This window comes from Burkholderia gladioli (assembly GCF_000959725.1).
Taxonomy (GTDB): domain Bacteria; phylum Pseudomonadota; class Gammaproteobacteria; order Burkholderiales; family Burkholderiaceae; genus Burkholderia; species Burkholderia gladioli.
This window is the reverse complement of the sequence record NZ_CP009322.1, coordinates 2939143-2962287: the sequence shown is the minus strand read 5'-3', so window position 1 is coordinate 2962287 and position 23145 is coordinate 2939143. Positions and strand designations below refer to the sequence as shown.

Annotated in this window: 20 protein-coding genes and 2 pseudogenes; 14 read left to right on the top strand and 8 right to left on the bottom strand. The window is 58.6% G+C overall.

The features are described from left to right. Position 1 precedes the first annotated feature (1 nt). From BM43_RS38840 to BM43_RS12890, 4 genes are all read left to right on the top strand, one after another. Positions 2-819 (top strand): IS5 family transposase gene (locus tag BM43_RS38840; RefSeq protein ID WP_088555423.1). Its coding sequence is split into 2 segments (ribosomal slippage): positions 2-350 and positions 350-819, totalling 819 coding nucleotides; the frame shifts between segments, so codons are not numbered across the junction. Between the two features lie 69 nt (positions 820-888). Next, on the top strand, positions 889-1872 hold the full coding sequence (locus BM43_RS38835; protein ID WP_080742297.1) for a TniQ family protein: 984 nt from the start codon (positions 889-891) through the stop codon (positions 1870-1872). Between the two features lie 241 nt (positions 1873-2113). Further along, positions 2114-2296 (top strand): hypothetical protein, encoded by a 183-nt coding sequence (locus tag BM43_RS40365; RefSeq protein WP_144417655.1) that lies wholly within the window; start codon positions 2114-2116, stop codon positions 2294-2296. Between the two features lie 136 nt (positions 2297-2432). Continuing rightward, positions 2433-2918: an antitoxin Xre/MbcA/ParS toxin-binding domain-containing protein gene (locus tag BM43_RS12890; RefSeq protein ID WP_172535076.1), complete on the top strand. Its 486-nt coding sequence runs from the start codon at positions 2433-2435 to the stop codon at positions 2916-2918. 253 nt (positions 2919-3171) lie between these two features. Here BM43_RS12890 and BM43_RS38830 read toward each other — a convergent pair whose 3' ends face one another. From BM43_RS38830 to BM43_RS12880, 4 genes are all read right to left on the bottom strand, one after another. Continuing rightward, complete coding sequence (locus BM43_RS38830; protein WP_080742296.1) at positions 3172-5151, bottom strand: TIGR02391 family protein; 1980 nt, start codon at positions 5149-5151, stop codon at positions 3172-3174. A gap of 661 nt (positions 5152-5812) precedes the next feature. Then, on the bottom strand, positions 5813-6646 hold the full coding sequence (locus BM43_RS12885) for an ImmA/IrrE family metallo-endopeptidase (RefSeq protein ID WP_036055318.1): 834 nt from the start codon (positions 6644-6646) through the stop codon (positions 5813-5815). Next, the gene (locus BM43_RS37510) at positions 6643-7035 is read right to left on the bottom strand and encodes a hypothetical protein (protein WP_036055319.1); all 393 of its coding nucleotides are present in this window, start codon (positions 7033-7035) and stop codon (positions 6643-6645) included. The genes BM43_RS12885 and BM43_RS37510 overlap by 4 nt, the downstream gene beginning before the upstream one ends. Then, entirely contained in the window at positions 7032-7622 is a 591-nt protein-coding gene (locus tag BM43_RS12880) for a hypothetical protein (protein WP_036055320.1), read from the bottom strand. Before BM43_RS12880 ends, BM43_RS37510 begins: the two co-directional genes overlap by 4 nt. A 165-nt stretch (positions 7623-7787) precedes the next feature. Between BM43_RS12880 and BM43_RS12875 the strand changes: the two genes are divergently transcribed. The 3 genes from BM43_RS12875 (at position 7788) to BM43_RS40360 (ending at position 10562) form a co-directional block, all read left to right on the top strand. Further along, positions 7788-8744, top strand: coding sequence for a hypothetical protein (locus tag BM43_RS12875; RefSeq protein ID WP_036055321.1), 957 nt, complete (start codon positions 7788-7790; stop codon positions 8742-8744). Positions 8745-8943: 199 nt separating this feature from the next. Continuing rightward, complete coding sequence (locus BM43_RS42810; RefSeq protein WP_483073559.1) at positions 8944-9297, top strand: Pycsar system effector family protein; 354 nt, start codon at positions 8944-8946, stop codon at positions 9295-9297. Between the two features lie 473 nt (positions 9298-9770). After that, entirely contained in the window at positions 9771-10562 is a 792-nt protein-coding gene (locus BM43_RS40360) for a hypothetical protein (RefSeq protein ID WP_127913884.1), read from the top strand. A gap of 3 nt (positions 10563-10565) precedes the next feature. On the opposite strand, the pseudogene BM43_RS42230 reads toward BM43_RS40360, so the two are convergent. Further along, positions 10566-10802: pseudogene (locus BM43_RS42230) on the bottom strand (hypothetical protein); the annotation flags it as partial. Between the two features lie 3 nt (positions 10803-10805). Here BM43_RS42230 and BM43_RS40355 point away from each other — a divergent pair. The 6 genes and pseudogenes from BM43_RS40355 to BM43_RS12860 all read left to right on the top strand — a co-directional run. Next, positions 10806-10954, top strand: a pseudogene (locus BM43_RS40355) (IS481 family transposase); the annotation flags it as partial. Positions 10955-11025: 71 nt separating this feature from the next. Then, on the top strand, positions 11026-11481 hold the full coding sequence (locus BM43_RS12870; RefSeq protein ID WP_036055322.1) for an antitoxin Xre/MbcA/ParS toxin-binding domain-containing protein: 456 nt from the start codon (positions 11026-11028) through the stop codon (positions 11479-11481). A gap of 262 nt (positions 11482-11743) precedes the next feature. Further along, a complete protein-coding gene (locus BM43_RS38810; protein WP_080742294.1) occupies positions 11744-12118 on the top strand; it encodes a DUF5594 family protein in 375 nt (124 codons plus the stop codon). A gap of 1002 nt (positions 12119-13120) precedes the next feature. Then, complete coding sequence (locus BM43_RS38805) at positions 13121-14380, top strand: hypothetical protein (RefSeq protein WP_080742293.1); 1260 nt, start codon at positions 13121-13123, stop codon at positions 14378-14380. A gap of 132 nt (positions 14381-14512) precedes the next feature. Next, positions 14513-15310, top strand: a complete 798-nt coding sequence (locus BM43_RS12865) for an IS5 family transposase (RefSeq protein WP_036055323.1) — start codon at positions 14513-14515, stop codon at positions 15308-15310. 252 nt (positions 15311-15562) lie between these two features. Continuing rightward, complete coding sequence (locus tag BM43_RS12860; protein WP_036055324.1) at positions 15563-17227, top strand: ABC-F family ATP-binding cassette domain-containing protein; 1665 nt, start codon at positions 15563-15565, stop codon at positions 17225-17227. Between the two features lie 440 nt (positions 17228-17667). Here the strand turns inward: BM43_RS12860 and BM43_RS12855 are convergent, their stop codons facing one another. Beyond that, a complete protein-coding gene (locus BM43_RS12855; RefSeq protein ID WP_080742292.1) occupies positions 17668-18276 on the bottom strand; it encodes a TetR/AcrR family transcriptional regulator in 609 nt (202 codons plus the stop codon). An 81-nt stretch (positions 18277-18357) separates the two neighbouring features. Between BM43_RS12855 and BM43_RS12850 the strand changes: the two genes are divergently transcribed. Beyond that, the gene (locus BM43_RS12850) at positions 18358-19083 is read left to right on the top strand and encodes an SDR family oxidoreductase (RefSeq protein ID WP_036055326.1); all 726 of its coding nucleotides are present in this window, start codon (positions 18358-18360) and stop codon (positions 19081-19083) included. Positions 19084-19571: 488 nt separating this feature from the next. Here BM43_RS12850 and BM43_RS12845 read toward each other — a convergent pair whose 3' ends face one another. Both BM43_RS12845 and BM43_RS12840 read right to left on the bottom strand, forming a co-directional pair. After that, a complete protein-coding gene (locus BM43_RS12845; protein WP_042286974.1) occupies positions 19572-21521 on the bottom strand; it encodes a sensor histidine kinase in 1950 nt (649 codons plus the stop codon). 302 nt (positions 21522-21823) lie between these two features. Next, a complete protein-coding gene (locus BM43_RS12840) occupies positions 21824-23107 on the bottom strand; it encodes an acyl-CoA dehydrogenase family protein (protein ID WP_036055327.1) in 1284 nt (427 codons plus the stop codon). Between the last annotated feature and the right edge of the window lie 38 nt (positions 23108-23145).

The window sequence follows — 23145 nt, the reverse complement described above, 5'->3', positions numbered from 1 at the left end:
GATGGGCAAGCCAATCATCGACGACGAGTTGTGGACACTGATCGAGCCGTTACTGCCGCCATCCAAGCCACGGCGCAAGAAGAACCCGGGCCGCCTGCCGGTTTCGAATCGCGCCGCGCTGACCGGCATCTTGTTCGTTCTCAAGACCGGACTGCGCTGGCGCGATCTGCCTGCCGAGATGGGTTGCGGCTCGGGCGTGACATGTTGGCGACGGCTACGCGATTGGCAGGCTGCCGGTGTGTGGGACCGTTTGCACGAGCTGCTGCTCGCGAAGCTGCGCGCAGCAGACCAAATCGACTTCTCGCGAGCCGCTGTCGATTCATCATCGATTCGCGCAGTTGGGGCGGGCCAAAAACTGGGCCAAACCCAACCGATCGCGCGCGACCCGGTTCCAAGCACCACATCGTCACCGACGCCAACGGCACGCCGCTTGCCGCGATCCTGACCGGCGCGAACGTCAACGATGTCACGCAATTGCTGCCGCTGATTGACGCGATTGCGCCGATTCGCGGACTGCGAGGCCACCCGCTGCAAAGACCGCGTGTGGTCTACGCCGATCGAGGATACGACTCCGAGCGACATCGACGAGCGTTGCGCAATCGCGGTATTGAGCCGGTGATCGCCAGGCGCCGTACCGAACACGGCAGCGGCCTTGGCAAATATCGCTGGGTCGTTGAACGCACGCATGCTTGGCTGCATCACTTCCGTCGCCTCCGTATTCGTTTCGAGCGACGTGCGGACATTCACGGCGCGTTCCTCAAACTCGGTTGCTGCCTGATCTGCTGGAATACCCTTCGGCGCGTCGAGCAGCCTTTATGAAACCGTCTCTAAGAAATTCAACGGCATTCCTTTGACACAGGCAGGTGAGCCGTTCTCGGAGGTGCTCTGATGAGCCAGGCGCTGCTGATCGGTGTTAAAACCTATCCGGGGGAGTCGCTTTCTTCCATGCTGCTACGAACTGCAGAAGCAAACGCACTACCCGGGCCGGGATTTGTTCTGCGTGTTGCCGGCATCGCAAGCACATTTCCCCGCCTGCCAAATGAAGTCGTGTCGTTGGCAAGAGTTTGTCGCCAGGATCCTGAGCTAATCGGCGCTCTTTGTCCGCGCGAGTTTGGCGTCAGGGAGCGCGGTGCAGGACCGAGACGGCGCTACACGTATTACGGGGCCAATGTGGGGCAGCACCACTTGCTTGTCGGCACTTGCGAGCGAGTGTGCCCGATGTGTATTCGCAAGTTCGGATACCTGCCTGGCGTACATGCATTCACGTTCGTCACTGCTTGTCCATATCACCAAGTGCGAATACTTGATCAATGCCCGGCATGCGAGCGAGCCATAGACGCGTTGCGACCGCGACTCCATCTATGTCAATGCGGCTTCGACCTTGGTGGAGATGGCGTACGCGTATCGGACGAAGAAATGCGAGTCGCCAGACTTGTGTGTCGCCGCTGGCAGTTGCATTTCCTTCGCGAGACACCTCCTCGCTGCGAAGACGTATGCGACGAGTTTAACAAGCTGGATCTTGACGACTTGCTCAGGGTGATTTCGTTCTTTTGCACGCTTGAGGCTGCAGGCGGCTGGTCACGCTATCCAGCATCTCGTTCAAAGAGAGTTCGTGACGTCGCGTGGCGCGTAGAACGTGCAGGCTGCTTGGTGAGGGACTGGCCATACGGGCTACAGTCCGCAATAAGCAAAGTGCGTGATCCACTGGTTCAGATGCCGCCATGCACCTACCACAGCGACTATCTCGGACGCCTATCTTATCGGCTGTTTACTGAACTACCTGAGCCGACATTCGGTTTCATTCATCGTGCGTTCATCTCCAGTGCGCAACGAAAGAATGCAACAAAGCCGTTCGGCAAGATCCAGAGATAATTCGTTCGCCCGATATCCCGGACGACCATCCGGTGGCAGCCCACATCCAGCTGCGATTGTGACGTTTGCTGGCAAGAAGCGTTGGCGGAGCAAGCGACAAGCGTAGGAGATCGCTGGTAGCAGAGTGGTTAGACCATATCGAAAGTCGGATACTGCGGGCTGCTCGATTTATGGAAAAATTCTATGAGAAGTCGAAAAATTTAAAGAGGATATAGTCACGTCGAAAGATGAGTTTTGTTCTATGGAAAGTGCTCGTCCACGCGTGGCCGAATTTACCCTGCTTGGCGACTTTCTCCAGGGACTTGTCCGCTCGGCCGGCGATTTCGTGGCGCTTTTTGAGCGGCAGGTCAGCGAGCAGATGGCTGGGGAATCCATTTGGAATGAGAAAATGCTGTGTTCATTGTCGTATGTAGATTCTGTATAAATATGGATTGTTGAGTATAGGAGTATGGCGATTCCAGCAAGCCAGCACACGACATTTTCAATTTAATGATTATTTGACTATCGTTTGACAATGCGTTAAAACAAAAACGTCCGTTTAAATTTTTTGGAATTTCATCATGAGGGCATCACTTCCCGGCCGCCAGCTAGGCAAGCGTGTCACCGCAATGATCACGGGCTCGGACGGGCTTGGCGCGAGCACTGTCGATATCGACACCTTCCGCCGAATGGCACCGCTGTCTCAACGCCGTACCATTGTTGAGGGCTTCGATGCCGCGATAGTCGAGCGTGTGGCGAAAGAACTGCTGGATATCTCTGTTCAAGAATTCCTCAGAGCATTGAGTTTATCGACCTCGACTATCCGACGGAAGATGACGAATGGGGACCGTTTGTCCTTAGTCGAGTCAGATCGCGTTGCGCGAGTGCTCTATGTCCTTGACCACGCGACTGAGGTGTTTGGGGCTCGGGATCTGGCTGCGCAATGGATGACCCGAGCACATTCCGAACTCGATGGCCTGAAGCCGATCGAGGTAATGGATGTTCAACCCGGTTACGATCGGGTGCGCAATCTACTCAATCGCGCTGTATTTGCGTTAGGTGTATGAAGCCCTTTCGTCTAGCAAAGCAGTAGGGAAGGCGGTAAGCTGTAGAAGTCGCGACCCGATCTGACAGTTACCCGTTCCGACAGTGCATGACTGTCAGATCAAGTCTGAACTTCTACACCTTATCAAAGGCCGTGATCGACCCATTCGCGCCTTTGAGGACGTAAATGCCACCGTCCGTTTTTCCTTTCTTGGCGAAACGACTTCAACACGATTCTCGATCAAAATCAATTCCGCCTGAGCCCCCAATTTTTCTCTAGTACACGAGATAAATTCGACCCGATGAAAAGTCGCTAACGTAAATGCGGCCCTGCGAGTCTAGCGATACGCCTGTCGGATTTCCCAGATCCGTCGCGATTATTGATTGCTGAAAACCTAGAGGCGAAGGAGTTAGCTTAAGTAGTTGGCCCGGGTTAAATATCGCCACGTATAGTGTTCCATCGGCTGCTACCGTGAGATCACCAACAGCCCCCTCGACGGCGAGCCCGATAGTTTCGATCAAACGTCCGCCTTGCTCGTAAACGTCAATACATCCGCCGACGTGTGGGGGGATGTATAGCCGAGCGTCAGGACCGATACCAATAACGTGAGCGCTTCCTCGGGTTGCAAATGTGGTTTCAGCTCCGTCTGGACTAACGTGAAGGACGCACCCGCCACGCGACTGCATAACGACGGCGAAGAGATCTCCCGCACTTGTCGTCACCATTCCCTTCTTGGTGCCCTCTATGTCGCGACCGATTTCGACCCCGGGCTCAAAGCGGAGACCGTTGCGGGGAAAATAAAATGCGCCGCCTTGGTGTACATTATTTGCGTAAATTCCGTCAGATGCATGGAGTGCGATGCAATCGACGCCAAATGGCGCCAGGTTGGGTTTGGGGATTCGTAGCACAGTTTCGACGCCACCTGCTCGCTTTAGCTTAAAAAGCGAACTTGACTGGTCGCAAAAATACAAATCATCAGCGCTGTCGAAACGAATGGATTGGGCGCGATACTGGCTTTCAAAATAAATAACCTTATCGCCGCGGATATGGTCCTCAACTCTTAGATCAATCGAACTCTTAAACCCATGCTGGACGTAATCCAACTTGGTCTGCCCTAGGGATTTCCCGCGCACGACACCTCCTGCGACGTGTGCCACCTGTTCATTTTGGCTACTCCATGCGCCTCTGTTAGCAGAAACGTTCCTTCGCACAGGACCGTCCGTTTCGATGGCGCGCACGGTTAACGTCCGAATCTCACCGACCGTCAGCGAAACGACGCTCGGGAGAATGCTAAGGTTGCTTATTACGCTGGTCCCGCGTTCTCCGAGAACATTCGGTGCGGCCAGCGCAGAACTATCCCACGCTGGCAAAATTTCACCACTGGTCGAGCGAAACCACGTTTTCCCGATCGCTGGCCGATCAAACTCAAACGGACCGTGCGAGATGTATTGTCCCTTCCTGTATGTCCCTCGCGTCGGTTGTATCCGCGCGAACACTTTGCCACCCTCATTCGCTTCAACCATCAGGCCAGTGCAATCAGATCGCCGTACTTTTCCGCTCGCATCGCTGTACAAAGGAATATTTGATTCAGTGACCTCGTAGATGTTGTCAGCGCCGCCGGCAGCCGGCCGTCCATCAACATGAACCGAATGTACTTTTTCATAACCGGAGAACACGTCAAGGTTCCCAACAAAACCCGCAGAGAGTTCGAACTCCGCCATATCGACGCGCTGCAGCGTTGCTGGAAAGGCTTGTCCCGAGCTAACTACCTTGTCTATCCGAGTCAATTGTCCGCCGTGAAATGTCACCGTCATACGATCAGTAAGCGCGACAACTTCGACGCTGACAACATTTGGAAGCAGTGATTTGTCTCGGTCGAGTAGACGTAACAGGAAGCTTGCGAACTGGAGAAACGCACTGCACTCGCTAACTGAGCTACAAGGAAATGCAGGCACGTCCTTGTGTGCCCGGTCGTTTCTGACAAATCCGAATGCACCGGAGAAAATCGACTTAACCCATTCAGTGTCGCGCGGGGCGCCAATCTGAATTTTAGGTATCGAGCCATCAAATGCCTCGTTTAGCAAAGCTTGGCCGATGCTTGTCGAACTGATGCGGCTTTGAATCGCACTTTCGACGTAGCGAAGCGATGCAAGGATCGCGTCATCAAATTTTCCGGATTCGGCTATATCTTTTGCTTGAGACTGAATCGCCGGATCGATCGTCGGCCAGACGTTGCCCCATTCAATGTCGCTCATATTAGTGATCGTTTTTAGTGTCGAATTTGGACTGGAATTTTTTCATAAGGATCGGAAACATTAGCCTCCAATTCCTCTTGAATAGCCTACCAACGAAGCGAGATTCACCCTTGGGCGCGCCGCGGTTCTTGCATTATGCGACAGCAAAGCATTCCAAGACAATTGACGACGCCTACCGTTCCCAAGCGGACGGACGACGGCTCTGCTCGAACGGCTCCATCTGGCCAAACTGAGTCAGACAATCTGACGCTGTCTGCTTGGTCTAGTCCAGCCTTATACACTTGATCTACACGGACTCCACCACGTCATCACCATCATGTCCCACGCGCGCGAACGGGGAAACGGCCAGGCTGAGCCGCTTACGAATTAACGGGCTTCTACACCAGATTCAGCAGACCGATCTTGTGGCGGATGACGTTTTGGTTGAGACTACTCACGGGGTTACTCCTTGGCGTTTACGCGCTGTTTTGATGAAGATTCGCACCTCTATCAAAACGGATAACCCTACATCTTGGCAAGGCGTTACTGTCAGATCAAGTCTGAACTTCTACAACTGATGTCAGCGAAGATGTGATTAATTCGTATTTGGCGCGATTTCGACCGAACACTTGACTACATCCGATGTCGCCGCCGCCTCGAACTTGAGCGTCCCGTTTATCGATTAGCGCGAACGCCTTGCAAAACTTGGAATTTCTTGATAGCGGCCTTCTGGTTCCCGCTCGTAGGGTGACTCGAACATATCCGCATCGCCGACGTACAGCATCACCAGTACTTCACCTAAGTAACCTGGCATAGAACTCTCATGGATTTCGTAGTTTTCCGCCCCATCGTTCGAAAACCACGCTTGCGCTTCCTGCTTCCCAGAGCAATGCGTTGATTTGTCTCCATTTACGATGTCGTACGCAAAGCTGTCTTCATCGAGCGTTTGTACCAAGCGCCAGCGCCGTGGAACATGAGGGGCGAACGCGCGCCAGCGTATCCCTGCTCTGTCGTAGCAGGCGACGATTAAAGGCAATGAATCGACTTCGGCCATCCGGATGATGGCAGCTGCGATGCTGACGTCGAACGCTTGAGCTACGTCCCCGATGTGCTTGAACGTCGGGATTTTTGCTCCTGAGCGTACGGCAGGGTCGAATAGGTGGCGTGGCATCAACAGATGCGCGGCATAGCTGTCCGCTTCCTTCTCCAGTGACGCGTCGGACGCCAAGTTTGTACTCTGGTCATCGACGCGGCAGCGAAACGACCTCCCGCGATGCATATTCCAATGCCCAAGTTCATGCGCGAGGGAAAACCTTTCTCGCCCGCGATTGCCTGACGGCCTGATAGTCGCGATTGCCTGGTTCTTGACCCCTACGAGGGTCGCCTCGCAACCATCAATCTGTTCATAACGAACATGCATGCCCGCGTCGTAGGCGATGGCTTCGACGTCCAGTTCCGATGGGGACGAGATGCCAAATTCGGATATCAGTGCTTCCGCGCGCTGGCCGGGAGTCAATTGTTTTCTCCCTGTCCATCTCGAAGTTGCTTGAGCTGAGCGTAGAGCCGTCGAGCGTCGGTTTCGGACATTTCGCTGAGTTGACGAGCGGCGAGGGTGACCTGACCGTCGTTCGCTGCTTCGCGTATGTAGGCCTTAACGTCATCTAACGACACAGCAGAAGCCGGAACGTCGGGCTCATGTTGTCTCTGCTGACGAGCCGCTTTAGCTGCTGCCATTCGTTTGCGTCCAGCGGCTTGATTCGCTGCTGCGATGCGGTTGGAAGCGCGCTGCTTGACGGCCTCGATATCCTCACCTTCGAGTATTTCCTCGTCGGACATCGACATCAGCTCGTACGTGTATGACTCGAGAAAGCGCGACGAGAACTGTGGCTTGCGCGATGCGCTCATCCGTTCCTCCTTTCGTCTTCCATAGTTTCGAGTTTCCGGACCAACCGCTTACGGGCGGCCTCATACTGATTCTTGTCCATTTGTAGCGCTTCTGCGGCTTCTTTGCCGCGTCTTCCTGTAGCCCATTCCCAGGCGACCAACGCTGCTTCCGCATCCTCTGCGAGCAGCATCTCGACGCGAGTGGCTTGCTCGGCATCGGATGTCGCGACCTCGGGGGTGAGTGTCTGAACTGGCTCGACGTTACGGATAAGCAGGTCGGTCGAATCCATGACGTCGGTGCTTTCCACAACGGTGTGCCCGTCGATTGGACCGTTCGCTTCGCGCTTGCGAGCGTTACTGGCCATGCTGTCCAGGACCGATGCGATAGCCGGTACGGCCGGATATCCCCGATGCCAGACCCGCTCTCCGCCAAGAAGCTTTGCACAAGCGTCCTGCAGCAGGTCCTCGTGCGAATCGGCACCGACACCAGCGAACGCACGCCTGGCAATCCGTTCGACGCGGACCCAATCGGCCGGCGACATATTTTCCAGTTCCTGCTTGACCTCCGCCGGACTCAGGCGGTCGTCAGTGTCGAGGGCTTCTCTCATAGCTCCCGAACTCCCCTTAACGGTGAAGACTCTCCTGGCGCGCTCTACGGACGCTGCCGAAGAAAATTTTTGTTGAGACGTCCGTGCGGTCGTTCTGGAGAGTCTTACAAGGTGTGGGCGAAGCATTTGGCACTTCGCCGCTCCAGATGAGCGAGGACAAATTCGATGATAGTAGAACGCAAGACGCGCGACATCAATCGTTACCTGTCGCATCTGCCGGAGGGCGGTAAATATTACCTCGGCGTGCGCGTGCGCCCCGAGCATGCCGCTCGTCTGGCGGCGCTGGGCTTTTCGCGTCCGCTGGTCATCGGCGAACGCCTGTTGCCGCCGGCTCGCGGCGCGGCGAGCCGCCGCAACGCTAACGGCTTCGACATCGTTCATCGCGATCAGGACAAAGAGGTTGCGTATCGTCAAATCAGCTGGACTTATACGCAGCGCCACGGCGACCGTGAGGTCGAGGTGACCGAGGTCAAGGATGTTCCGTACTACCGTTATCCGCGTACGAACGTTCCGCCGTACTCCATCGAGGTTGTTATCTCGGCCGACCCTGACGGTGCGCATTGCATCGTCGCCGGTCCGTTCAAACACACGGATGAACAGACCGTTGTTGCGACGAACACAGCCAATATGTTGTTCGAGCAGTTCGGCTCGTTCGAGGTGCTCGACACGTCGATGAGCCCGTCGGTCAAGGTGCCAGTGCGCCGCCTCAACTGGAAGCTTCTGCCGCCTGGCAAGAACCCGTGGAAATCCGCATGGTCGTCGCTCGAAACTGTCATCGACAAGAGCCGTGGCAAGAGCCGCGAGGTCGTTGCATCGCGCTTCAAGGAAGTGGGCAAGTACGCGCCGGAATTCGTCGCCATCGGTCTGGGTGGCTTTGACGATTACGTCGTGTTCGGTTTCCCGAGCAAGGGCCTGTGCATCCTGGAAAGCCGGTTCACGAACAACGCCACCTACATTCTCGCCCACGCGAACTGGGAAATCGTCTCGCAGTTGACGAAGGCGCAAATCCTGTCTGTGTCTGCGCATCAAGGGCGCCTGATTCACGACCGCAACTGGTTTGATGCCCTGGGCGCAGTGCTGGGAGCCCCGCGGCAGACCCGGCGTAACGGAAACAAGCAGTAGGGTGGCAGCGCGTCGCGGCCGTTCGTGCCGCGCTGCTCGAGCAAGATTTGGCAGATTGTCGAGGGAATGATGGCAGGGACGCGAACACACGAGGAGCAACAGAAGCTACTGCTCGAAATCATCAAACGCTTTGACGGGTACATCAACGCGACGAACTCGAAAATCGCGGTCGTACTGTCGTGTTGCACGGCCTACATCGGTGGCCTCGGCTTCAAGCCCGTCGACCTTTCCGATAAGCGCGAGCACGACTGGGCCTGGTGGGGCTTGCTCGCAGTCTCGCTGCTTTCGGTGCTCTCGACATTGGTCGCAGGCCAGTACGCGTACCCCGCCGCGCGCTCAAGCTGCAAACGCCAGCCGCCCGCGCGCCATACGAGAAACCCTCTGCTATTTTTTTTGCGATGTCGCCTCGCATGCCGGTGGCCGCGATGGCTACACAACTTACCTCGTGTCAATGACCGCGGAGGACGTGAATACAGACCTCTCGGCGCAGGCTCAAGTGCTCGCAACGATTGCAGCTTCGAAGTTTCGCCTGCTTGGCAGAGGTATCAACTGACTTGTCCGCGTGCAGTTGCCCTCGTTTGGCATTGTTCTGGTTATGTTGATTACCGTGCCCTCCAAGTGGACTCTCTCCAATTTCGCCTTTCTTGAGTATAGATCGACGCGATAAGGCGATTGCGCTTTGAATGTCGCGATACATTGGATGTCTGCATAAATATCGCAATAATAGAGGGGTATATGAAATATTGGATTAATGCAGTAGGCGGGGTATTCCGACATCCGGGGGTGCGGCTTGTAGTTGTGCTTTTGGGGTTGACGTTGGCGACAAGGGTGGTCAGCTATGGTTGGGGAGCTAAGCTTATAGGAGCCTCCTTTTTCGGTTTCATGTTGTGGGGGCTATTTTTGGAGTGGCGGCGATTCCTGCCACCTTTTCGCAGGATGATGTTAAGGCGGGTAATGCGTATTATGAAAGCGCTACGGCCGCTGCGCAAGCTTCCTCCCGACGTCCCGGTCTTGTACGGAGCTGTCATGATGTACATGATTGCTCGTCTGATACTTACTACCCTGCACTGGATGCCCTGGATCGGTTCCACATATGAGATATTCTGCGTCGGTGTGGTGACATCGATTGCTGCTCTTCGGCATGCACATCTGATACTTTCCCGGATCGCGAAGTGGTCATGGGGAAAGGTGCTCGGCAAAACGTTATATGCGATGTCGACTGCGGTATGTTTGGCGATCGGAACATCGCAAGCAATACGTACGACGCGACTTTTGACACATGCAGATGCGAAGTACTTCCCGAGTTTTGTTGGTCTTCTGTCATCCTGGTATGTAGTCCTGAATTTTGTCCGATGCGCTGCAATTTTTCTGGCCGTGTGTGGCGCAATACTTATTTTGATCAACCTGCCGTCGCTCTTGTTGAGATCCGTGCGAGAGTGGTTAAAATTCATTCCGGAGGAGAAGACGGACAGGATATTCATTTGGTGGCGACGAGTGCGCTTCGGTCGCCGTGGTGACCCGGTGCTTCAAGGGCGCTACTTGCGAGACGTTATTGAACTGTTTACCCCGGCGGCATTACTCGGTATCGCTACGGTGATCGTCGCGGCGCCAGAATCGATATCAGACGCACAGGCTACGGGAATAATCCTTAACCAGACGCTATTTGCTATGGAGTACACCGCTGATGGCGGCTGCCCTGCGGTTGGCAACCGGCCGACTGTGCATCTTGATCGAGATTTTGTGTCGACTGGGGTGCTGGTAGGGGACCGGTTGATTACAACTAGGCAAGAGTGTCATGGTCCCGAGAAATCCAAGTAGCTACTCGAGCGTGATAAACAGCACGCCTTTGGCCGTGCCTGGGCGCTGGCATACCGTCACGATCCCGCAGGCCCGCGCGAACTGTCCGTTGCGCAACTGCGCGAGCTCGCGCGCCGGCAGCAGCTAGTCAGCTCGCAGGCGATCGCGCAGCAGCTCGAGCGGGTGCCGTCCGAGCGTGAAACCTATCGCGCGGTAGTTCGTCACGATCTCGCGTCCCTCCGAGGCCGCCGGCAGCACGGGCGACTACAGGCCGATCTCGATACTTGGCTTGCGTATTACAACGGCGAGCGAACCCATCAGGGTAAGATGTGCTGCGGTCGCACGCCTTTGCAGACGCTCATCGCGGGCAAGGAGGTTTGGCGTGAAAAGTGAGCCATCTGAATCTGATCTGACAGTCATGCACCGTCGGAACGGGTAACTGTCAGATCGGATCGCGACTTCTACGGTTAATGAGGATGCAGTCATGTCGATCGTTGAGTTCCATCCTAGCGGAAAAGCTCATCCACGCGCGGCCGAATTTTCCTTGCTTTGCGACCTGCTCCAGGCACCTGTTCGCTCGAGCAGGGATCTCGCCGTGCTTGCAGAACAGCGGGTAGGCATCGATGTGCTTGACCGCCTTGACGCGTACGGTCTGAAAGACAAAGAACTCATCTTCATCATTCCTCGCAGCACTCTTTCATATCGCCGGCAGCACGGCGAGCGCCTGTCCAAAACCGAGTCCGACAAGGCGATCCGCCTCGTGAAGATCTTGGCGCAGGCGCAAGCCATTTTCGGTAATCAGGAAAAGGCGATGATCTGGCTGCGTGGCCAGCAAACCCGATTCGCCGGTAAAACGGCGCTCGAACTGGCAGCAACCGAGCACGGCGCGCGACTCGTCGAAGATGCCCTCATACAGATCGACGAGGGCATCTTCGCCTGATGGATCTCTGGCGTATCAGCAACTACAGCGACAGCCAAGGGGGCCAGCGCCAGACAGATAAAACGACCCCGGGGGCCGCCGGTAATGTATGTGTCGTCAAGCGGCCGGAACCAGACGTTCGACCGCGGTCCGTGAGTCATCGACAATCGGGCGGTAGGATGCAAGTTGGCCTTCTGTTGGAACACACGTAAAGACTTTGTGCTATGTGCCGTAACTGGGCCTCGTGCGATACTTATCCCTCAGACGAGCCTTGGGGGTTTAGATGAATGCGAACGACTGGCACAGATTTGAAGACGAATTTGCAATACGAATCGCGGAAAAAATCAGTAGCCTCTATCATGCCCAGCAAGTCACTGCCGACGTCGTGCAGCATGAGAGCGGGCACCCGTCCTGGGTTCGAATCGGAGCGAAAAGTCGTGAAGGCGATACCGGATTTCCCTACTTACTGAATGTGCATCTAACGTGGCATGAGAGAGCTATAAAAGAACTGCTTGCGAACCCAGATAATTTCGACGCTTATTTAGAATCACTTCCGGGCAAGATGCAGGGATGGATGCAAGAACGCCCTATAGATTTCGGCTCCAGAACACAGCATGGGCCGCTTGAGCGCTTGTATCTCGACCATTTCGATGTTTAATCGGCGGCTGAACGGATGGACCATAACGCAGCGCGGCGAGCAATATATAATGCACCCGTGCTTGCCTCTATGTAAGCTGTCAACCTTCAAGGCTGGTGCTGCAGCATGCGCACGTCGAGCCCAGAAGAGAAGGGCCGCGTGAGAGCGGCTCTTCCGTCAGTCGTCGCAACTCACAAAACCGTCGATGTCGTCGGAATGAAGGTCGTCGCAAGGTCCCTCCGCCCTTGAGTAGCGCGACGCTTTACCCAAGTCATCCGACAAGTCAGGTCCAGTCCGAAGGATCTCGTTGTGAGAATATCTGTACCGTCTTAGCAGATATCGGAAGACATGAACTCATCGTTTGGCAAGTGCCTTGATGACGTCCTTGTGCGTCTCAAGCACTCGCTTGACAGCGCTTCGAACAATACGCTCTCCTTCTGGTCCCGATAAATCAATGGGAACAGGGCGGACGGGCTCTCCCCGGGGCTTCAACTCGATGCCGTAAAGCTTTCGTGTCATAACTTTCTCCCGCGATGCCGAAATTATGCCCGTTTCTGACCTCCCCAGGCTAGCCGAGTGTCTAGACATGGTAGCGGGACGAAGCCCACGCAGATCAGCTTGGGTGGCCACTGAGTCGAACCCAATGCAATCCTTGTTGGCGCCAACGAGCGCATTTGCTCGGAGTGTATCGCTGCGCATCAACACCTGCTGGGTGTGAATGCTTGCGTATTCTGAGCTTTGAGCATGGTGTGCGGGCGACGTTCTCTCGCTTTCAGTAGCACTCGGATTTGGAGCCCGGAGTTAATTTAGCAGTGGTCGACTGGATGTGGACTTACAATCATGAGCGCCCGGTATGGCGATGAGTGATTTTACGCCAAAGCAGCGGCTGGCCATGGCCGCTTAGTTTCTACTTCTGCTTGCCGTGGAAAACGGGGCATTACCACTGACTTTTGGTCAAAGACCAATTGCCTACGTAGGTAATTGCAAGGCTCAAATATTTTCGGCACTATTCACGGAGGGGAGATGGATTTTCGAGATATCAATATTGAGCAAATTGTTGCGCGTATCTGCAACTCGGACAACACCGGTGAAGCATTTAGACTGTATCATCTTGCAGCCCCACTTCTCAAGAATTACAAATTCGTATTTGCGTCGGATAAGGGTGGAAAACCTGGTTTTGCGGTAAATCGAACGTTTGCCGCAGGTGCCGCCGTCCGTAGTCTATTCAAAACCGATCGCGTTCTTGTGCTAGACCCGGATACGGCCTTGGAAATGGAGTCGGGACAATCAACCTATCCGATTGATTACTCAATTTCCCTCGATACCAATGCAATGAGCTACCTTGTTCCTCATATGGCGGGCAAGCGTGGCGGAGGGATTCCGGCAGACTTTTTAGAGGTTTTTGAGTTCATTGCAAGTCCCGAGGTTAATGTTGATCCAATCCCCTATTTCACCGAAAATCTACCTAATCTTGCCGATGGAAAATCGGCTGATGAGATTTTCGAAAATCTCAAAGCCTACGAAATTTTACGCACGATTGATGCAAAATGGCTCAAATCGAAAGGCGAAGTTCAATCAACGCTGACTGAACAAGAGTTGACAACGTCAGCCCAGCATCTGTTGTCGAAGATGTACATGGATATCAGCGATGATTCCGGAATGAAGAGAATTAAGTTTCGGCATCAATACATGTACGCATGCTTAATCAAGATGGCGGCGATTCAATTGAAATCCCCGGGCGCAGGCATCTGCGAGAAAATGTCTGCCTTCATGGAGTTTTGTCATTCTGGGCTTGCGGCAATCAGCGTGCGAGAGGTCGCAGTTGCCCGCGCATATTTCACACGAGGCCAAGACCTCAAGTTCTTTGGGAGAATTCAGAAAAAATCAAAGAAGGATATTCTGGAGCTGCTGCGCAACATGGCTTGGGATATGTGGCATGTTCGACAAATGGAGCAGTCCATTACATTTAATCCAGTTAAGCAGGCAAGGTATTTCTTTCCTGCGCTATTGACTTTTGATCGTGGATTTATTGAGGTTATGGATCTCTATTCACTTAAGGCATGTGCCTTTAAGGTCGGCGAATTTAATCCAATGCCATTTTTTGATGGTGATGCGTTCAAGTTGATCGCAACTGATGACGAGAATGGTGCCTCTGCTGTCAGAAAATATTTCTCGGAAGATGCGATTGCTACCAGAGAAGCGGCCCGAAGTAGTGTGAGAGCCAATTTTTCTACAGTCGTTGAGACTTTGGAAAAAGAACTTTTGATGATTGCAAGTAAATAGCGCCTTATTTAACTTTCTAAGTGAGAGCGAAAATTCCTTCGCTATGCGGTAGTGTGTAGACTATTGGTGTGATCGTTGTCATCAGCCTAGAGCGTGTTATGCACTTTTCTAGCTCACCTGGGTCGAAGCGGGATGGAAAAACGCCGCCCTTACCCAAGCGATGTAACGGATGAAGAATGGGGCTTCGTGGCCCCCTATCTGACCTTGATGAAAGAGGACGCCCCGCAGCGGCAATATGAACTGCGAGAGCTGTACAACGCGCTGCGCTGGCAGGCCCGCGCAGGCGCGCCGTGGCGGTTACTGCCGACCAATTTCCCGCCGTGGGAAGCCGTTTATCAGCAAACACAGCGATGGCTTCGCACCGGGTGTTTTGAAGCGATGACCGACGATCTGCGCTCGATCATTCGCGTCGCGCAAGCGCGTCAGGGCCAGCCCAGTGCGGTCATTCTCGATGGGCGAACGCTTCAGTCCACATGCGAAAGCGGTCCGCGCGCAGGATACGATGGCTACAAACGCAAGCGTGGCAGCAAAACGCATATTGCTGTCGACACATTGGGTCATCTATTGGCCGTCTACATCACGCCAGCCGACGAGCAAGAGCGTGCTCAGGTTCAGGAACTGGCGCAACAAGTCCAGCAAGCGACGGGCAAAACGGTGAAACTCGCTTTCGCGGACCAAGGCTACACCGGCAAGGATGCGGCAGCGGCCGCGAGCGCTGAGGGCATCGAGCTGCAGGTCATCAAACTACCCGAGGCGAAGAAAGGCTTCGTGCTTTTGCCGCGACGCTGGGTAGTCGAACGCAGCTTCGGCTGGCTCAATCGCTTTCGCAGGCTAGCGCGTGATTACGAGCGTCTACCTGAAACGCTGGCTGGCCTGCACTTCGTCGTCTTTGTCTCGTTGATGCTCGCTCGCGCTGTCCAGTATTTTTGAAAGTGCATAACACGCTCTAGGCGAGGTCGTGACATTCTCGGGGACGACTTTTCTGAGAATTTTCGGGGCCACGGACATCTTTTCTGAGACGACAGGCATGCGGTGTCTCAAAAAAGGTGTCCACGTCCTTGATTTTTCCAGGGTGATAAAGACACCTATTTTGAAAGCCTACACGGGTCGACTGCGGCGCCGCATCGGGCAGGCTTGCCCGCCGGTCGGCTATGATGCCTGTCCTCTCCGAAGTCGCTCCTCATGATCTCCATCCGTAATGTCACCCTGCGCCGCGGCGTCAATGTCGTGCTCGACCGCGCATCCGTCGTCTTCACGCCGGGGGAAAAAATCGGCCTGGTCGGCCGCAATGGCGCCGGCAAGTCGTCCTTCTTCGGCCTTCTCAACGGCACGCTGCATGAAGACGGCGGCGAGTTTTCGATTCCCGCCGCGTGGAAGATGGGCCAGGTCGCGCAGGATATGCCCGAGACCGAGCAGAGCGCGACCGACTTCGTGATCGAGGGCGACACCGTGCTGCTGGCCGCGCAGGCCGAGGTGGCCGCCGCGGAAGCCAGCGACGACGGCATGCGCATGGCGGAGGCTTACATGGCCCTGCACGACGCCGGTGCGCATGACGCTCCCTCGCGGGCGCAGGCGCTGATTCTCGGTCTTGGCTTCCGTGAGGCGCAGCTCGACCAGCCGGTCAACAGTTTCTCCGGCGGCTGGCGCATGCGGCTCCAATTGGCGCGTGCCCTGATGTGCCCGTCGGACCTGCTGCTGCTCGACGAGCCGACCAATCACCTGGATCTCGACGCCTTGGTCTGGCTGGAAGCGTGGCTCAAGCGCTACCAGGGAACCCTGGTGGTGATCAGCCACGATCGCGAATTCCTCGATGCGGTGACGCAGGTGACCGTGCACGTCGACAACGCGAAGCTGGTGCGCTACGGCGGCAACTACAGCAAGTTCGAGGACATGCGCGCCGAGCAGTTGGTCCTGCAGCAGGCCGCGATGGCGAGGCAGGCGGACAAGATCGCCCACCTGCAGAAGTTCATCGATCGCTTCAAGGCCAAGGCCTCGAAGGCGAAGCAGGCGCAGAGCCGGGTCAAGGCGCTCGAACGCATGGAGAAGATCGCGCCGGTGCTGGCCGACGCGGAGTTCAGCTTCGAGTTCAAGGAGCCGCTCAACGTGCCGAACCCGCTGCTGTCGATGCTGGACGCGAGCTTCGGTTACCCCGCGCCGGACGACGCGGCGCCGGGTACGCCGCCGACCGTCATCGTGCGAGGCATCAATCGTTCCGTGCTGGCCGGGCAGCGCATCGGCATCCTCGGTGCCAACGGGCAGGGCAAGTCCACGCTGGTGAAAACGGTGGCCCACGCGCTGGCCCCGATCGCGGGCGAGATCAGCGAAGGCAAGGGCCTGAACATCGGCTACTTCGCCCAGCAGGAACTCGACGTGCTGCGTCCTCTCGATACGCCGATCGAACACATGATCCGCCTGGCCAAGGACACGCCGGCGCACATGCGCGCGCCCGGCCAGAGCGGCACGGAACAATCGCTGCGCACTTTCCTCGGCAGCTTCAATTTCAGCGGCGACATGGTCCATCAGCAGGTCGGCACGATGAGCGGCGGGGAAAAGGCGAGGCTCGTGCTGTGCATGATCGTGTGGCAGCGCCCCAACCTGCTGCTGCTCGACGAGCCGACCAACCACCTCGATCTGGCCACCCGCGAGGCGCTGGGCATGGCGCTCAATGAGTTCGAGGGCACCGTGATGCTGGTCAGCCACGACCGGTCGCTGCTGCGCGCGGTGTGCGACGAGTTCTGGCTCGTGACCAAGGGGGGCGTGGAGCCCTTCGACGGCGATCTGGACGATTACCAGCAGTTCCTGCGCGACGAGGCCCGTCGCATGCGCGAGCAGGCCAGCCTGCAGTGAATGTGGGTGATGCCGCTCGTACGGCAGCGGCGCGCGAGGACAAGGCACCGACAAGCGGTGCCGCCCTTGCTGCGTTTGCCTAGTTATCAATTTGTGGGCCGTTCAGTGATCGATAGTCACCATTCACCAGCCAGATAATCGGCGCACAGTTGAACTTGCTGTCTCCCCCTACAGAGTGTGTCTTTGTTGGATGGTCGATTTTCATGTCAACACTGGCTGACCGCCAACGGCCAGTCGACCACCGATGATGTACGTCATGTCCTCGGCTTGAACTGGCCATCAAATGTTCGCTCATCGAGCGTGCGGTTTGACTGCCGATAGCAGACGAAATCCTCGCCCGTGCCCCAGATCAGGGAGATGGCAACGTTTGTCCCATGTTCGGTTAATCAAAGCTGCCGCGAGCGCGATCTTCTGAACTCTGATCGCGCGTTCGATGTTCGCTAACCAACTGGAGTAGCGTGCGTCGTGAAAATGCCCGCGGTTGCGAGGGCCACCCGCCTGCGTGCGGCTTGCTCGTCGTCGCCGAAGCGATCCACGCCCCATGACAAGGTCGTGACAAGTTCGAAGAGATCTTCCGCGGTCACCGTGTTCACCGCCGCCCCTGCCGCTATCGCCCTGTCGAGAAGCCTGCGGGTCGCCTCGATCAGTTGTATGTTTGCCGGGTTCATCGACGATGCCGGATCACTCCTTGCAGATGCGATGCAATAGGGCAAGTCGTGCCAGATTCGCAACTGCCACGTCAGTCGCAGCATCCATTCGGCAAGCGCGTCGCGCGGATCGCGCGAACGCGACAGCGCCTCACTTTCTGCTAGCCCCATCGCGATGTTGATTTCCATGACCGCAGCGAGTAAGTCGTCTCGAGTTGGGAAATTTCGATAAAGCGTTGCGTTGCCGACGCCCGCCCTCACGGCGATGCCGTCCAGCGACGCCAATACGCCCTCCGACTCAAACGTCTCTCGGGCCGCCGCAAGAATCGCATCGCGATTGCGTTGGGCATCGGCACGCATTGCGCGAGGCGCTTTATTGGAACGATTGCTGACACCAGACATGACATCTCTCTTTGACAAAGTGGGGGGTATCCCCGTATATTGCATTTACCGGGGAAGATCCCCGTTTAGCCAGGAGAATACATGAAGCAGTCTCTCAGCGGCAGGACGGTGCTGATCACAGGTGCGAACGGCGGCCTTGGTGAGCAGTTTGTGGAGCAAGCGCTCGCGCGCGGCGCCAAGAAGGTTTATGCCGCAGCGCGAAGCCCGAAACTATGGGTTGATGTGAAGGTCCAGGCGATCCCGCTGGACATTACGAAGGCAGAGGACATTGCTAGCGCCTTGGAAGCTGCACCCGACGTTGATCTGTTGATTAACAACGCGGGCATCGCGCCAGCGGGAGACAGCATCATAGGACCCACAGATGAATTGAGACGCATCTTCGAGACGAATTTCTTCGGAACGCTTGCTGTCTCGAATGCCTTCGCACCGGTGCTCGCCGCTAACGGCGGCGGCACGCTGCTGAATATCATCTCTGCAGCTGCGTGGATTAGTGTGCCCACCGGCTACGCAGCATCGAAAGCTGCGATGTGGTCGGCGACCAATTCATTACGCGTGGCGTTGAAAAGTCAGGGAACGCATGTGCTAGGACTCTTTGTTGGCATGGTGGACACGCCAATGACGACGCGATGGGATGTTCCGAAGGTGAGTGCAGCGAGCGTCGTCGACAAGGCCTACGACGGTATCGCAGAAGGCCTGATCGAGATCCTGGCAGACGATTCAGCGAAGGAACTCAAGTCTCGGCTGAGCATGAAAAGCGAAGATCTATACCCCTGGATGGATGAGTTGCTCCAAGGGTTTGTGCCTTGAGCGTCGGTTCTCAGACGAGAAGTGACCCGGACTGTCCCGAACGGGGATGCTTGAGAATTGTTTTACACGGCTTTGCGGATTGACCGTCGGCAGTCACGGTCCGTCTGGAAGAGCCGGGGGCGATGCCCGGGTAACGAATTGATTCGCCTTTGACAATGCCCTGTCAATTCACGTTGGTCGCGACCGCTAAAAACCTGCGTAGAATCGGTCCCCGTTGTCAAGCCGTTAGCTGGCATTGGCTCCACCTACCGGCAATGGCCGCTCAGGCCTCCCGTCTTCCAATGCGACTGCACGAACGTCCGTAGTACCTTGAAAGCCGCTCGCTTTGTCGCGTCGGGTCGACCGGCCGGAGTGGATCGGCAGCGGACGTCTACAGCATCCAAGCGCTGGATCGCAGTGGGTCGTAATGCGCTCATCGAAAGCAAGTTTTCGAGCGCTTACAGCCGGCATCGCCGCCGCGGCTTGACCACGCCGCGCCGCAACCAACCTCAAGCCCCGTCGGCCGCCGGCAGCGCCAGCGTCACCGTGGTGCCCTGCCAGGCCGCGCTGCGCACGCGGATCTCGCCGGCGTGGCGCTCCATCACCGCCTTCACGAAGGCCATCCCGAGCCCGACGCCCTTGGTCTCCGGCTGGCCGTCGAGGCGGAAGCGTCGGTAGCGCTCGAACAGCCGCGCCTGGTCGGCGATGTCGATGCCGTAGCCGTGGTCGCGGATCACGCAGCGCACGGTGGCGCGGTCCTCGCTCAATTCGACCGAGCATTCGACGCGCGTGTGCGCCTCGCTGTACTTGACGGCATTGGCGAGCAGGTTGATCAGCGCGCGCGAGAGCAGCGCCGGGTCGCCGCGCACCAGCGCATCCTCGCGGCGCGCCACGTCGTCGATCACGATTGCCTTCTCGCGCGCGAGCGGCCAGACCGCGTCGCGCGCCTCGTTCATCAGGTCGGCGAGGTTGACCAGCACCGGCTCGTATTCGCCGGCCTCGGCGCGCGACATCTGCGCGAAGCCGTCGGCCATCGCCAGCGTGTGGCGCGCGAGCTTGTCGATGCGCGCGAGCCGCTCGCGCGGCACGCAATCGGGCGGGCAGGCGCCCGGCGCCTCGTCGGGCTGGTTGACGAGCACGATCACCGAGGTGAGCGGCGCGCGCATGTCGTGCGAGAACAGCGTCAGCATGTCGTCGCGCTGCCGCTCCAGCACGTTGCGGCGGACATAGGCGCGGCGCAAGGTGTCGAGTGCCTCGCTGACATGCCGGATTTCCAGGCTCGCGCCGGCCGGCACGGTGATCGGCGAGACGTCGCCCTCGCTCAAGGCGATGATGCGCCGGCGCAGGTGGTCCAGCGGGATCAGCAGGGCGCGGCGCGTGCTGCGCACCAGCACATACAGGATCGCGAGGCTGAGCAGGGTGGCGACGATCGAGATCGCCACGCGCAGGCGCGCCAGGTTGCGGTAGGCGGTGGCGCGCGCCTGCGCCGACTCGATCACGCGATCGCGCAATTGCTCGGCGGGCTGGAACATCGGCACGATGCGCCGCGAGAAGTCGGCGGCGCTGGTCGAATAGCGGCCGTCGCGGCCCTCGGTGAAGGTCTGGTCGACCAGCGGCACGATGCCGTTGTCGAGCGCGCTGTTCAGGCGCATGAAGTCGACCGCGATCGCCGGGTTGGCGAGCTGCGGCACCACCGCCCCGGCGATCAGCGAGCGCAACTGCTCGATGCGCCCGCGCATCAGCATGATCTGCGAGAGCCGCTCGGGATCGAGCGGCTGCCTCAGGAACATCGGCGCGATGAACAGCGAGCCGAGCCGGCCGGAGTATTCGCGCAGGTCGCCGAGCAGGCGCGCGAGCAGCAGCGCGCCGGCCACGTCGGGGTTGCCTAGCGTGGCGTGGGTGGACAGGTCGTCGATCAGCGGCGCGAGCGCGTCGACGATGCCGAACAGGCGCACCTGTAGTTGCTCGATCTGCCGCTCGGTGCGCGCGGCGCTCGGTTGCGCGGCCAGCGCGTCCACCTCCCGGCGTGCCGCCGCCAGCCGCGCGATGATCAGGTCGAGCGCGCCGCGCAGGCCTTCGGGGTCGGTCGGCCCGAGATTCGAGGCATGGGCCAGGCCGTCGCGGAATGCGGCCAGGGCCGCGTCGGAGCGCTCGCGTGCCTCGGCGAGGTTGCGCCGCTCGACGGCGTCGTCGCCGCGCAGGTGGGCGAGCTGGTCGTTGGTCGGCCCGCGTTCGGCCGAGACCCGGTTGGCGGCCACCATCGCGATGCGCACCAGCTCGAAGGCGCGCAGGTCCGCGTTGCCCTGGCGGTAGCGCGCGTAGCTGTTCGCAAGGATCGTGCCGCACAGCAGCGCCAGCATCGCTACCACCAGGGTGAGGCCGATGCGCATCCTCTGCTGGATCGTCAGCTGGCGCAGGCCCGGCCTGGGCAGCGGGTTCAGGGAGAAAAATCGGCGCATGGCGCATTACCCATACAGTGGATCCGGGCGACCGCGCCGGTGCCGGACCCGTGATCCGGACGCGGGGCCGGTGGGCTAGCCGGCCGGGCGGCCAGTTGTGCGCCGATATTAGCGGAATCCGGGAGCGCCGAAAGCGGGAAGATGCGAGCAGTGCGGGGCGCGCGAGGCGACGCCGGCTTCGCGAAGCGGGGCGGTGAGCCGTGGCCGGCGGGGATGCCGGCAGCGGGTGCTGCGCAATCAGCCCGAGGTGTCGCCGCGCCCGGCTGGTTTGCCGGGCGTCCTGGCTTCGGGCTGCCGAGGGTTCAGGCGATGCCGATGCGCCACTGCCCTTGCGGCAGCGTGCCGTTCACGGCGAAATCGCCGACGATGCGTTCGCGGTAGATGCGCGGGTTGTGCGAGGCGATGGTGCGCGCATTGCGCCAGTAGCGGTCCAGGCCGTTGCCGCGCAGCGTCGCCGAGGCGCCGAGCGCGTCGAACACGCTGCCGGTGGCGTCGAGCACGAGTTCGATGACCACCGCCTGGGCCTGCCAGATCTCGAGCTCGGCCTCGGCGATGGCGGTCGCACCCGGGTTCGCGGTCGCTCCGTCGAGCCTGGCCTGCGCGGGCCGGGTAGAGGCAGCCGCGGCCTGCGTGGCGCGCTCGAGCGCGCGGGCCGACTGCGCCACGGCCGCCGCCGCCGCCCAGGCTTGCGAGCGGGCGCGGCCGATTACTTGCAGCACCTGCGCGTCGTCGGCGGGCCGCGCGGCCGGCGCATGGCTGTAGCTGCGGCGGCGCGCGGCCACCTGCGCCGCCGCGTCGTTGACGGCCGCGCGGGCGATGCCGGCCAGCGTGGCCAGGTGCACCAGTTGATAGAACGCTTCCGAGTAATCGAAGGGCGCGCGCTCGACGATCTCGCGCTCGTCGACGGGCACCGCCACGAAACGGCTGGTGCCGCTGGCGGTGAGGCGCTGCCCCATGCCGTCCCAGTCGTCGATCACCTCCACGCCGCTCGCGCGGCGGTCGATGGTGACGCTGACATAGGCGTCGTTCGGGTCGGTCGCGCCGACATGGATCCAGTCGGCGAACAGCGAGCCGGTGGTGTAGAACTTGGTGCCGTCCAGGCGCCAGCCGTGCTCGCCGCGCGTGAGGCGCGTGCCGAACTGCGACTGCTTCGCGTCGCCGCTCTCGGACCACGCGCCGCCGACGATATCGCCCTTCGCGAGCCGCGTGAGCCAGGTGTCGCGCCGCGCGGCGGGGCTGCCGAGCACATGCTCGACGAAGCCGAAATGCGCGCGCAGCGCCTGGGTCGGGTTCGAATCGGCTTCGGACAGCTCGATCAGCAGCTCGAAGAATTCAGGCAGGCCGAGCCCGAGGCCGCCGTATTCGCGCGGCACGCGCACGGCGGTGAAGCCGGCGTCGCGCAGCCAGTCGATGGTCTCGAAGGGCAGGCGGCGCTCGAGCTCGCTGGCGACCGCCTGCTCGCGGATACGCGCGAACAGCGGGCGGAACGGGGCCACCAGGCCCGCGTAGGCGTCGCGGGGCGGCTCGCCCCAGGCGGTGGCTGCGGCGAGATCGGAAGGCAGGGCGGAAGCGCGATCTTGGGACATGGAGGAAAAACCTGGGTCGGAGTCGGGAAAAACGGGAG

Bases quoted from the DNA above. Each gene is read 5' to 3' on its own strand.
- BM43_RS12860 (WP_036055324.1), top strand. From the start codon at position 15,563: ATGATCTCCATCCGTAATGTCACCCTGCGCCGCGGCGTCAATGTCGTG.
- BM43_RS12850 (WP_036055326.1), top strand. From the start codon at position 18,358: ATGAAGCAGTCTCTCAGCGGCAGGACGGTGCTGATCACAGGTGCGAAC.
- BM43_RS38805 (WP_080742293.1), top strand. From the start codon at position 13,121: ATGGATTTTCGAGATATCAATATTGAGCAAATTGTTGCGCGTATCTGC.
- BM43_RS12890 (WP_172535076.1), top strand. From the start codon at position 2,433: ATGAGGGCATCACTTCCCGGCCGCCAGCTAGGCAAGCGTGTCACCGCA.
- BM43_RS12855 (WP_080742292.1), bottom strand. From the start codon at position 18,276: ATGTCTGGTGTCAGCAATCGTTCCAATAAAGCGCCTCGCGCAATGCGT.
- BM43_RS38810 (WP_080742294.1), top strand. From the start codon at position 11,744: ATGAATGCGAACGACTGGCACAGATTTGAAGACGAATTTGCAATACGA.
- BM43_RS12840 (WP_036055327.1), bottom strand. From the start codon at position 23,107: ATGTCCCAAGATCGCGCTTCCGCCCTGCCTTCCGATCTCGCCGCAGCC.
- BM43_RS12865 (WP_036055323.1), top strand. From the start codon at position 14,513: ATGGAAAAACGCCGCCCTTACCCAAGCGATGTAACGGATGAAGAATGG.
- BM43_RS40360 (WP_127913884.1), top strand. From the start codon at position 9,771: ATGATGTACATGATTGCTCGTCTGATACTTACTACCCTGCACTGGATG.
- BM43_RS12880 (WP_036055320.1), bottom strand. From the start codon at position 7,622: ATGAGAGAAGCCCTCGACACTGACGACCGCCTGAGTCCGGCGGAGGTC.
- BM43_RS40365 (WP_144417655.1), top strand. From the start codon at position 2,114: ATGGAAAGTGCTCGTCCACGCGTGGCCGAATTTACCCTGCTTGGCGAC.
- BM43_RS38830 (WP_080742296.1), bottom strand. From the start codon at position 5,151: ATGAGCGACATTGAATGGGGCAACGTCTGGCCGACGATCGATCCGGCG.
- BM43_RS12870 (WP_036055322.1), top strand. From the start codon at position 11,026: ATGTCGATCGTTGAGTTCCATCCTAGCGGAAAAGCTCATCCACGCGCG.
- BM43_RS38835 (WP_080742297.1), top strand. From the start codon at position 889: ATGAGCCAGGCGCTGCTGATCGGTGTTAAAACCTATCCGGGGGAGTCG.
- BM43_RS12845 (WP_042286974.1), bottom strand. From the start codon at position 21,521: ATGCGCCGATTTTTCTCCCTGAACCCGCTGCCCAGGCCGGGCCTGCGC.
- BM43_RS12875 (WP_036055321.1), top strand. From the start codon at position 7,788: ATGATAGTAGAACGCAAGACGCGCGACATCAATCGTTACCTGTCGCAT.
- BM43_RS37510 (WP_036055319.1), bottom strand. From the start codon at position 7,035: ATGAGCGCATCGCGCAAGCCACAGTTCTCGTCGCGCTTTCTCGAGTCA.